The sequence below is a fragment of the Pseudomonas sp. R5(2019) genome (assembly GCF_009905435.1).
GTDB lineage: Bacteria > Pseudomonadota > Gammaproteobacteria > Pseudomonadales > Pseudomonadaceae > Aquipseudomonas.
This window is the reverse complement of sequence record NZ_JAAAMT010000091.1, coordinates 1-10,542: the sequence shown is the minus strand read 5'-3', so window position 1 is coordinate 10,542 and position 10,542 is coordinate 1. Positions and strand designations below refer to the sequence as shown.

The following is a 10,542-nucleotide window of genomic DNA, read 5'->3' as shown; positions in this document are numbered from 1 at the left end:
CCGCGATGGGCTGCGAAGCGGCCCCGGCGATTCTGAAATCACCTGCACTCGCTGGCTCAATCACAGATGCCAATGGCCTCCGGGGCCGCTGCGCGGCCCATCGCGGCCAGGTCCGCTCCTACATGGACGTCTGTGCTCCGGTCCTTAACTGACCGGCATTGAGGCTTGCCTGCGATGAATTCAGCGCGGTGTACCAGAGACACCTCAGTGCCTGTTTCATCGCAGGCAAGCCTTGCTCCTACAGCATTTGTGTTGAAGGCTGTGGGGGCCGCCGAGCGGCCCCCTTCCCCTCACTGCGCCTTGGCCACCGCTGGCTGCAACGCCGCCCCAAACGAGTCATCAAACAAGGTCGACGCCTGATAGGACTTGATCAACCCCAGCCCGCTGAAAAAATCGATGGTCTTTTGCGCCTCGCTGACCGAATGGGCATTGACCGGCGACACGTCGGTTTTCGCTCGGGCGAACCAGCTGCGGGCGATATCACGGTCGGCGCGGGTGCGTTGGGCCCAGGCGTCGGCGTAGGACTCGGTGTGGGACGGGTCACTCAAGGTCCAGTCACGGGCCTGTTTCAGACGCTGCAGAAAATCACTGATGGCCGCCCGTTTTTCCTTGATGGCCTGGTTGTTGGCGACCACAAAACTCTGGGCCGGAATCACGTCCCTGGCGGTGGCCAGCACCCGGGCGCCGAGGCGTTCCTGTTGGGTCACATAGGGCTCCCAGGTGGCGATCACGTCGACCGAGCCGCCGTCCAGCGCATGGGAGGCATCCAGTGCGCTCAGGTAGCGCAGGTCCAGCGAGTCGCGGGGCACGCCGGCCTTATCCAGCGCGGTGAACAGCAATTGCTGGCTCCACGAGCCTTTCCAGACCGCCGCCCGCTTGCCGCGCAGGTCTTCCAGCGTCTTGATCGGTGAGTCCTTGCGCACCAGGATGGCCACACCGTCGAGGTTTTGCCGGCTGACCGCGATCACTTTGATCGGCGCACCCAATGCGCCGAGAAACAGCGGCGGCGCATCACCCAGCAAGCCCAGGTCGAGGCTGCCGACGTTCAAGGCTTCGGCTACCGGGGAGCCGGCGGTGAACTGTTTCCATTCCAGGGTATAAGGCAGCTTCTCAAGAACCCCGGCCGCTTCCATCACCGCACGGGTGTTGTAGCTTTGGTCGCCAACGGTCAGGGTCAGGGCTGATGCATTCAGGGCCAGGCTTGCGGCCAATACGCCAGCGGCCAGTTTGAAGAGGTTTCGCACGTGAGTCTCCAGATGCCTTGCAAGGCAAAAAGTGGGAGCCCGATCCGCACGTGCGGTCTCGTTTCCGAGTTATAAGCAGAAAATTCTGCCTAACGAATGCTTATAAGCTATCGGTAACCGGTATCCCTGTGAAATTCATTTTCGGCATAACCTAATAGGCAAAAAATGCAAAATCAAGACAGGCATTAAATTCAATATTTGCATATTAGCTTATGAACAAATTGAATTTAGAGAATCATAAGGCCATTGCTAGGGTAGCCATGACCTTGATTGCCGAGCCTTTTCCATGACCGAACCCCTACGCCTGGACCGGCTTCGCCACTTCATCGCTGACCTGGCCCAGGTGCTCGATGAAACCCCGGATGAAGCCTCGATACTGAGCCACGGCCAGCGCCTGCTGCAAGCGCTGGTCGCCCATGATGACTGGTTGCCCGCTGAAGTCGCACAACCGAATCCCGACCGCTATCAACAGTTTTTGCTGCACGCCGATTCGCGCCAGCGCTTCTCCATTGTCAGTTTTGTCTGGGGCCCGGGGCAACAAACCCCGATCCATGACCACCGGGTCTGGGGCCTGATCGGCATGCTGCGCGGTGCCGAATATTCCCAGGGCTTTGCCCGCAGCGCCGACGGCCAGCTGGTCCCCGACGGTGAACCGGTGCGGCTCGACCCGGGCCAGGTCGAGGCGCTCTCGCCGCGAATCGGCGATATCCACCAGGTCAGAAATGCCTTCAGCGACCGGGTGTCGATCAGCATTCATGTCTACGGCGCCAACATCGGCGCGGTAAAGCGCGCCGTCTATGCCGCCGACGGCAGCGAAAAACCCTTTATATCCGGCTATTCCAATGACCGCCTGCCCAATATCTGGGACCTGTCCAAAGAGAACCCCGCCTCATGACTACCATTGCCACCCGCGCTTTCCCGTCCCTGCGCCAGCAGTTGCTGGCCAAGCAGGAAGTCGCCTTGATCGATGTGCGTGAAGAGGCGCCGTTTGCCGAAGCGCACCCGCTGTTCGCGGCCAATATCCCGTTGTCCAGACTTGAGCTGGAAATCTACGCCCGCGTGCCGAGCCGGGACACCGCCATTACCGTCTACGACGATGGCGAGGGCCTGGCGGAGATCGCCGCCGAACGTCTGCAGGCGCTCGGTTATACCGACGTTGCACTGCTCGCGGGCGGCCTGGCCGGTTGGCGTGAAGCCGGTGGCGAGTTGTTCCGCGACGTCAACGTGCCGAGCAAGGCCTTTGGTGAACTGGTCGAGAGCCAGCGCCACACCCCGTCGCTGGCCGCCGAAGATGTTCAGGCCCTGCTCGACGACAAGGCCGACGTGGTGGTACTCGATGCCCGTCGCTTCGACGAATACCAAACCATGAGCATCCCAGGCGGCATCAGCGTACCGGGCGCGGAACTGGTGTTGCGCGTGCGCGAACTGGCGCCGAACCCCGCCACCCGCGTGATCGTCAATTGCGCCGGGCGCACCCGCAGCATTATTGGCACTCAGTCGCTGGTCAACGCCGGCATTCCCAACCCGGTGGCGGCGCTGCGAAACGGCACCATCGGCTGGACCCTCGCCGGGCAACAGCTGGCCCACGGTCAAAGCCGCCAGCTCGCGCCGGTCAGCGAAGACACCCGCAGCACTGCCGCTGCGTCCGCCCGGGCTGTCGCCGACAAGGCCGGCGTGGTCCGCGCCTCGCTGGAACAACTGACCCAGTGGCAAGCGCAATCCAACCGCACCACCTACCTGTTCGATGTGCGCACCGAAGCCGAATTCGCCGACGGCCACCTGCCGGGTGCACGCTCCACCCCGGGCGGCCAACTGGTGCAGGAAACCGACCACTTCGCCAGCGTGCGCGGAGCCCGCATCGTACTGGTAGACGATGACGGCGTGCGCGCCAACATGAGCGCTTCATGGCTGGCGCAACTGGGCTGGGAAGTCGCCGTTCTCGATGACGTGCGCCCAGAACACCTGACCGAAACCGGTGCCTGGCAGCCCCCCCTGCCCACGGTGCCCGAAGGCGACGCCGTCACGCCGGCACAACTGGCCGCCTGGCTTGAAGAGGGCAACACCGTGCTGCTGGACTTCACCACCAGCGCCAACTACGTCAAACGCCATATCCCCGGCGCCCACTGGGCCCTGCGTGCGCAGCTGCCCCAAGCGCTGGAATCGCTGCCGCTGGCCGAGCGTTATGTGCTCACCTGTGGCAGCAGCCTGCTCGCGCGCTTCGCCCTCGGCGAGGTCAAGGCGCTGACTGGCAAGCCGGTGTTCGTACTGGAAGGCGGTACCGCCAACTGGATCGCGGCGCAGCGGCCGCTGGAATCGGGTGAAACGCATCTGGCGGTGCCGCGCACAGACCGTTATCGCCGCCCGTACGAAGGCACGGATAATCCGCGTGAAGCGATGCAGGCGTATCTGGATTGGGAGTTCGGGTTGGTTGAGCAGTTGGGGCGGGATGGGACCCATGGGTTTTCTGTGATCTGACAGCAGCGCGGGCAGCCCATGGCCGCCCGCCCTACTCTTGCTTCAAGCAGTTACCGTCGAAGTCACCCGAGGCTGGCGACTAATGCGCAAGGCCACCAGGCTGCCAACCACAGTCAGGCCGGCCAGCGAGTACAGCGCCACGTCGGTGGAGCCGGTCTGATCCTTGATCCAGCCGACGATATAAGGGCTCAGGAATCCGGCCATCTGCCCGATCGAGTTGATCAGCGCCAGCCCGCCAGCGGCGACGCTGGCGCTCAGGAACGCCGTCGGCATCGGCCAGAACATCGGCAGGCTGGTCAACGCCCCCATGGTCGCGATGGTCAGGCCCAGAATCGCCACCAGTGGTAGTGCAGAGAAATTGGCCGCGATGATCAGGCCCGTGGCGCCCATCAGCATCGGCACCACCAGGTGCCAGCGCCGCTCGTTGCGCAAATCCGCAGAACGGCCCACCACCAACATGAACACGCCCGCCAGCAGATAAGGCACGGCGCTGATCCAGCCAATCACCAACGCGTCGCTGAAGCCCAGGTTCTTGATGATCGAGGGCAGCCAAAAGTTGATCGCATACACCCCGGCCTGAATGCAGAAATAGACAAAACCCAGAATCCAGATAAAGGGCATGGTCAGCACCGAAGCCACCGAGGCCTTGCCCTGCACCGGCCGGCTGCGCTCATCGGCGAGAATATCCGCCGCCACGCGCTCGCGTTGCTGCGGCGTCAGCCAGCGGGCATCCTGGACCTTGTCGCACAGCAGCACAAAGGCCAGCAGGCCGAGCACCACCGTCGGCAAGCCCTGGATCAGGAACATCCACTGCCAGCCGGCCAAGCCGCCCTGTCCTGCCGCAAAGTGGTTGAGAATCCAGCCCGAGAACGGCCCGCCAAGCAGCCCCGAGACCGGAATGGCCGACATGAACAACGCCATGATCCGTCCGCGCTGCTGGTTCGGGTACCAGCGCGACAGGTACAGGACGATACCGGGGAAGAAACCGGCCTCGGCCATGCCGGTCAAGAAGCGTAGCGTGTAGAACTCCATGGGCGTCGTGACAAATAGCAGGCAGGTTGACAGCGTGCCCCAGGCCACCATCATCACCCCGATCCAGCGCCGTGGCCCGAAACGGTTCAACGCCAGGTTGCTCGGCAGACCGCACAGCACATAACCGATAAAGAAGATACCGGCGCCGAGGCCGTAGACGGTTTCGCTGAACTTCAGGGCATCAAGCATCTGCAGCTTGGCGAAGCCGACGTTGACCCGGTCCAGGTAATTGAACAGGTAGCAGATGAAAATAAAGGGGATCAGGCGCAGCGTAATGCGACGGTAGACGCCGTTGCCTGAAGGGTCGTCGACGTCGCGAATCGATGAGTTGGACATGGGGGTTCCTCGAAGGTACTGACTTGTTTTTTTTATGGGGGTGCGGCGTGTAAAGCTTGGGGAAATGCGCGCGGGGCGTCTTTGGAGATTCGCACCGTTTTGGATGGGATTTTTTGTAGAGGTGCACAAAACATCGGGAATTCAATGGGGAGCTGCTTTGCAGCCCACCGCACCCAACCCCTCCCCCACGATTTCTTCAGCCTTCAGCGCGTCTGTGGCGTGGGAGCGAACCTGGTAACGATGGGCTGCAAAGCAGCCCCGAAAACCCTCAGTAAATCGGCTGGCCAACATGCAACAAGCGCATGCCATTGGTGCCGCCGATGGTGTTGTAGCTGTCTCCCTTGGTCAGAATCACCCAGTCACCGCTGCTCACCACGCCACGCGTCACCAGCGCTTCAACCGCTGCCTGGTTGACCGCTTCCGGCGCCAGCGAGCCCGGATCGAAGGGCACCGGATATACGCCGCGCAGCAAGCACGCTCGGCCCTGGGTCGCCGCATGCGGCGACAAGGCGAAGATCGGCACGCTGGAGCGAATGCGCGACATCACCAGCGGCGTGTAACCGCTTTCGGTCAGGGCGATGATGGCCTTGACGCCCTTGAAGTGGTTGGCAGTGTACATGGTCGCCATCGCGATGCTTTCGTCGCAGCGGGCAAACTCGCCGCCCAGGCGGTGGCCGGAGGTTTCGCTGCCCGGATGCTGTTCGGCACCGGTACAGATGCGCGCCATGGCCGTCACCGCCTCGACCGGGTAATCACCGGCCGCGCTTTCAGCCGAGAGCATGACCGCGTCGGTGCAGTCGAACACGGCGTTGGCCACGTCCGAGACTTCGGCGCGGGTCGGCATGGGGCTGGCGATCATCGATTCCATCATCTGGGTGGCGACGATGACGGCCTTGTTGTGGCGGCGCGCATGCAGAATGATTTTCTTCTGAATGCCGACCAGCTCGGCATCACCGATCTCAACGCCCAAGTCGCCACGGGCGACCATCACCCCGTCGCTGGCCTCGATCAGGCCGTCGAGAGTTTCGTCGTTCGCCACCGCTTCCGCGCGTTCGATCTTGGCCACCAGCCAGGCGTCGCAGCCGGCCTCCCGTGCCAGTCGGCGGGCGTAGTGCATGTCGTCGGCATCGCGAGGGAAGGACACCGCCAGGTAGTCCAGGTCCATCTGTGCGGCGAGCTTGATATCGGCCTTGTCCTTGTCGGTCAGTGCCGGTGCTGTCAAGCCGCCGCCGCGCCGGTTGATGCCTTTGTTGTCGGACAGCGGCCCGCCGATCAATACCACGCAGTGCAGTGCCTCGGCGCTGGCCGTTTCGACCCGCATGACCACCCGGCCATCGTCCAGCAGCAGGTCGTCACCCGCCTGGCAATCCTTGACCAAGTCCGGATAGTCGATGCCGACCACCTCCTGACTGCCTTCGGTCAGCGGGTGCTTGATCGATAGGGTAAAACGGTCGCCGACCTTGAGTTCGATGCGCTTGCCGGCAAATTTGGCGATACGGATCTTCGGCCCTTGCAGGTCACCCAACAGCGCCACATGCCGACCGTGCCGTGCGGCGATTTCACGAATCAACCGGGCCCGGGCGATGTGCTCGGCCGGCGTGCCATGGGAGAAGTTCAGGCGAGCGACGTCCATCCCGGCAAGGATCATCTGCTCGATCACTTCAGGGCTGTTGCTGGCAGGCCCGAGGGTGGCAACGATTTTGGTTCGGCGTTTACGCATTGAGAGCATCCTGACGTTGAGTGCCGACCCAGTGTATGGCCGCTGGATGACGGTTCATTTAGGCGGGATCACAATCAGCGCAGGCAGTTGTTGTATCTTTGAACAATCCGTTCACTGCCAGAGTTGTCAGGATGTTTGAGCTCACCCACCACCTTGCCCAGAACATCGTCGACCGGGCGATGGCGATTTTGCCCAACAACGTCAACGTGATGGACAGCCAGGGCCTGATCCTGGGCAGCGGCGAGGCCAACCGCATCAACACTCGCCATGAAGGGGCGCAACTGGTGTTGGCCAACCGGCGGATTGTCGAGATCGACGAACAGACGGCGCTCACGCTCAAGGGCGTGCAGGCCGGGATCAACCTGCCGTTGATCCACGATGGTCAGCTGATTGGCGTACTGGGAATTTCCGGCGACCCAAAGGGGCTGCGCACTTATGCGGAACTTGTGCGCATGACCGCTGAAATGCTGGTCGATCAAAGCCATATCCAGGCCGAGCAGCAATGGCGCAACCAGCGCCGCGATGACCTGCTGTCGGTGTTGCTGGGCGAAACCGGCGGCTCCCAGCGCCTGATTGACGAGGCCCACCAGCTGGGGCTCAAGCCGCAATTGGGGCGCACGCCTTACCTGCTCGAGCTGGATGACCCCAAATCCGCCGCCGCAGTGACCGACTGGTTGCGCACACACTTCGCCGACAGCTGGTGCAGCCTGCCGTCGTCCCATTCGATTCTGTGGTGCTGCCCTTCGAGCTTGAGCATCGACCCGCTGCGCCTGATCGAACGCCTCAAGGCCCAGGGCTGGACGCTCAAGCGCGTGGCGACCGGGGTGCCGACCGAAGACGTGCATGGCCTGCGCCGCTGCTGCCACCGGGTCGCCGAGCTGTTGGCCTACGGGCAAGCGGTCAAACCCTGGAAGCCGGTGTTGTCGCTGGCCCGCTGCCGCCTGCCGACGCTGCTCTGGACCCACCGCGCCGAAGACACCCTCAATGAACTGCTGGTACCGCTGCAGAGCATTGCCGCCAAGGACGCCAACGGCCAACTGATCCGCACCTTGCGCTCATGGTGCGAACTTAACGGCCAGCCGCAGGCCTGCGCCGACGCGCTGGGGATTCACCGCAACAGCTTGCGTTATCGGCTGGAACGCATCAGCGAAATCAGCGGCAAGGATCTCACCCGCCTGGATGATCTGGTGGAGCTGTACCTCGGCGTGCAACTGATGCCCAGCGACGGCGCTTGAGCGCATTTGTCACGCTGCACAGTGACTACCGCGCCACGTTGTACATTTTGCCAAAGCAGGCCGTGCGCAAAGCGTGACAGCATGGGCCATCGTTGAAGCTGGAGAGTTCCATGAAAGTCGTCATCGCACCCGATTCATTCAAGGACAGCCTGGGCGCGGCCGAAGTCGCCGCGGCGATTGCGCTGGGCCTCAAGGAGGTTTACCCCGATGCCACGCTGGTGGAATGCCCGATGGCCGACGGCGGCGAAGGTACCGTCGATGCCATTCTCGCCGCGGTGAACGGCGAGCGCCGCAGCAGCGTGGTCAGCGGCCCGTTGGGCAGCCCGGTGACCGCGCGCTGGGGCTGGTTGCCCGAAAGCCGCACGGCGATCATCGAAATGGCTGAAGCCAGCGGTTTGCAATTGGTGCCGCTGGAGCGTCGCGATGCCTGCGTCAGCTCCACCTTCGGCACCGGCGAGTTGGTCCTGCAGGCGCTGGACGCGGGTGCACAAAAGGTCATCCTGACCATCGGCGGCAGCGCCACCAATGACGGCGGCGCCGGCATGCTGCAAGCCCTGGGCGCGCGTTTGCTGGATGCCAGCGGCCAGCCATTGGCAGCCGGCGGCCTGCCCCTGTCGCAGCTCGCCACCCTCGACCTCCACGCCCTGGACCCGCGCCTGACCGATGTGCAATTCGAAGTCGCCGCCGACGTCGATAACCCGCTGTGCGGCCCCCATGGCGCCTCCCACACCTTCGGCAAACAGAAAGGCGCCAGCCCCGAACAGATCCTGCAGCTGGACGCGGCACTGGGCCATTTCGCCGATTGCACCGCCGCCGCGCTCGGCACTGACCGGCGCGAAGAGCCTGGCGCTGGCGCAGCAGGCGGTATCGGCTTTGCCGCCAAGGCGTTCCTCAAGGCCACCTTCCGCCCCGGCGTTGAAGTGGTCGCCGAACTTGCCGGCCTGGACGCCCATGTGCGCGACGCCGATCTGGTGATCACCGGCGAAGGCCGTTTCGATGCGCAAACCTTGCGCGGCAAGACGCCGCTGGGCGTGACCCGTGTTGCCCGGCGGTACGGCATCCCGGTCGTGGTGCTGGCCGGCACGCTGGGCGAAGGCTACGAACAGCTCTATCACCACGGCATTACAGCGGCCTTCTCCCTGACGTCGGGGCCCATGACCCTGGCCGAAGCCTGCAGCCAAGCGCCCGTGTTGTTGCGCGAGCGGGCCCGGGATATCGCCCGATTGCTGCTTGCCGGGATTCGCTGAACGCGGGCAGCTCAGATCGCATTACCGCCACCCCCATCAAAAGCCCCTTACAAATATCAAGTGAGGGGCTTTTGATTATTCAGGAAGAATCGCCTATTACGGGAGCTTGAGCGCCAATCGAACTGGCTTGCGAAAGAACGAGAAAGGATTCCTGCAATGACTGATGCTCTTACCATCGGCCTGACCGGCTATGCCGTAATCTTCGCCACGTTGCTCTGTGCCTACATCATCTTCGCAATTGCAGGTTTCGGCACTGCGCTGGTGGCCAGCCCCATCCTGGCACTATTTATCCCTCTGTCCAAAATCGTACCGCTCCTGGCACTCATGGACCTGCTCGCCGCACTCGTCAATATCAGTCGTGACGGGCACAACGCTGACCGCGCCGAGCTACGGCGGCTGGTCCCAATGATGATATTCGGCAGCCTGGTGGGTGCTGCGATCCTACTCACCACACGACCTGAGTCTCTTTTGCTGGCCCTGGGCATTTTCGTCACCAGCTACGCGCTCTACGCAATCAGTGGCCTGAAACCTCAGCGAACATTCAGCTCAGAGGCCGCTTTACCTTTCGGCTCGATAGGAGGTGTCTTCAGCGCTTTGTTTGGCAGCGGCGGATTTATTTACGCGATCTATTTGAGCGGAAGACTGGCGAACAAGGAAGCCATTCGCATCACACAAACCACCCTCATCGGCCTCAGCACCTTGACCCGCGTGGTGCTGTTTGCGCTCGCAGGCGTGTACCTGGACGCCAGCCTGTTATGGCTAGCGCTGTTCCTGGCGCCAGGTATGTTGATTGGCGTTACGGTCGGTCGGCGAATCACCTTGACGATGTCTCGGGAACAGTTCCTCAAGATGATCAACGTGATTGTCCTGGCATCGGGCATTGCGCTGATCGTTCGCTATTTTCTCTGAATCATCGACGACTCAGAAATCTCTGTCGCTTCGACCTGCTCCCATGAAAGCCAGCAGCCATGAGTCACTGTGTGAGCAAAGCTTGCTCGCGATGAGGTCAGTGCAGTCAACAGAAATCCCGGCGGTGTAGACGCAGCTGTTCGCGGAAAATGCTGAACCCGAGGTGGTGCCATCGCGGGCAAGCCTTAATGCCGGTCAGTTAAGGAATAGAACGACACAACCCTTGTAGGAGCGGACCTGGCCGCGATGGGCTGCGCAGCAGCCCCCGAGGCCGGTGATATCTACGACAAGCCCTGGGAGTGCGGGCGGTTTCGGAATCGCCGGGGCCGCTTCGCAGCCCATCG

At 62.7% G+C, this 10,542-nt stretch carries 8 protein-coding genes; 5 read left to right on the top strand and 3 right to left on the bottom strand.

Annotation, left to right across the window (positions count from 1 at the left end; translation table 11 throughout):
• Positions 1 to 290: 290 nt before the first annotated feature.
• On the bottom strand, positions 291 to 1,244 hold the full coding sequence (locus GUY40_RS27955) for an ABC transporter substrate-binding protein (RefSeq protein ID WP_166572141.1): 954 nt from the start codon (positions 1,242 to 1,244) through the stop codon (positions 291 to 293).
• 286 nt (positions 1,245 to 1,530) lie between these two features.
• Between GUY40_RS27955 and GUY40_RS27950 the strand changes: the two genes are divergently transcribed.
• Together GUY40_RS27950 and GUY40_RS27945 are read left to right on the top strand one after the other, a co-directional pair.
• Positions 1,531 to 2,139, top strand: coding sequence for a cysteine dioxygenase (locus GUY40_RS27950; RefSeq protein WP_166572140.1), 609 nt, complete (start codon positions 1,531 to 1,533; stop codon positions 2,137 to 2,139).
• Entirely contained in the window at positions 2,136 to 3,719 is a 1,584-nt protein-coding gene (locus GUY40_RS27945) for a rhodanese-related sulfurtransferase (protein ID WP_166572139.1), read from the top strand. Before GUY40_RS27950 ends, GUY40_RS27945 begins: the two co-directional genes overlap by 4 nt.
• A gap of 42 nt (positions 3,720 to 3,761) precedes the next feature.
• On the opposite strand, the gene GUY40_RS27940 is transcribed toward GUY40_RS27945, so the two are convergent.
• Positions 3,762 to 5,087 (bottom strand): MFS transporter, encoded by a 1,326-nt coding sequence (locus tag GUY40_RS27940; protein WP_166572138.1) that lies wholly within the window; start codon positions 5,085 to 5,087, stop codon positions 3,762 to 3,764.
• A 268-nt stretch (positions 5,088 to 5,355) separates the two neighbouring features.
• Positions 5,356 to 6,807 (bottom strand): pyruvate kinase, encoded by a 1,452-nt coding sequence (gene pyk, locus GUY40_RS27935; protein WP_166572137.1) that lies wholly within the window; start codon positions 6,805 to 6,807, stop codon positions 5,356 to 5,358.
• A 131-nt stretch (positions 6,808 to 6,938) separates the two neighbouring features.
• On the opposite strand from pyk, the gene GUY40_RS27930 reads away from it, so the two are divergent.
• The 3 genes from GUY40_RS27930 (at position 6,939) to GUY40_RS27920 (ending at position 10,198) form a co-directional block, all read left to right on the top strand.
• Positions 6,939 to 8,042 carry a sugar diacid recognition domain-containing protein gene (locus tag GUY40_RS27930; RefSeq protein WP_166572136.1) on the top strand — a complete coding sequence of 368 codons (1,104 nt, stop codon included), beginning with the start codon at positions 6,939 to 6,941 and terminating at the stop codon, positions 8,040 to 8,042.
• Positions 8,043 to 8,152: 110 nt separating this feature from the next.
• Entirely contained in the window at positions 8,153 to 9,289 is a 1,137-nt protein-coding gene (locus GUY40_RS27925; RefSeq protein ID WP_166572135.1) for a glycerate kinase, read from the top strand.
• 156 nt (positions 9,290 to 9,445) lie between these two features.
• A complete protein-coding gene (locus GUY40_RS27920; RefSeq protein WP_166572134.1) occupies positions 9,446 to 10,198 on the top strand; it encodes a sulfite exporter TauE/SafE family protein in 753 nt (250 codons plus the stop codon).
• The last annotated feature ends 344 nt before the right edge of the window (positions 10,199 to 10,542 follow it).

Bases quoted from the DNA above. Each gene is read 5' to 3' on its own strand.
- GUY40_RS27950 (WP_166572140.1), top strand. From the start codon at position 1,531: ATGACCGAACCCCTACGCCTGGACCGGCTTCGCCACTTCATCGCTGAC.
- GUY40_RS27945 (WP_166572139.1), top strand. From the start codon at position 2,136: ATGACTACCATTGCCACCCGCGCTTTCCCGTCCCTGCGCCAGCAGTTG.
- GUY40_RS27940 (WP_166572138.1), bottom strand. From the start codon at position 5,087: ATGTCCAACTCATCGATTCGCGACGTCGACGACCCTTCAGGCAACGGC.
- pyk (WP_166572137.1), bottom strand. From the start codon at position 6,807: ATGCGTAAACGCCGAACCAAAATCGTTGCCACCCTCGGGCCTGCCAGC.
- GUY40_RS27930 (WP_166572136.1), top strand. From the start codon at position 6,939: ATGTTTGAGCTCACCCACCACCTTGCCCAGAACATCGTCGACCGGGCG.
- GUY40_RS27925 (WP_166572135.1), top strand. From the start codon at position 8,153: ATGAAAGTCGTCATCGCACCCGATTCATTCAAGGACAGCCTGGGCGCG.
- GUY40_RS27920 (WP_166572134.1), top strand. From the start codon at position 9,446: ATGACTGATGCTCTTACCATCGGCCTGACCGGCTATGCCGTAATCTTC.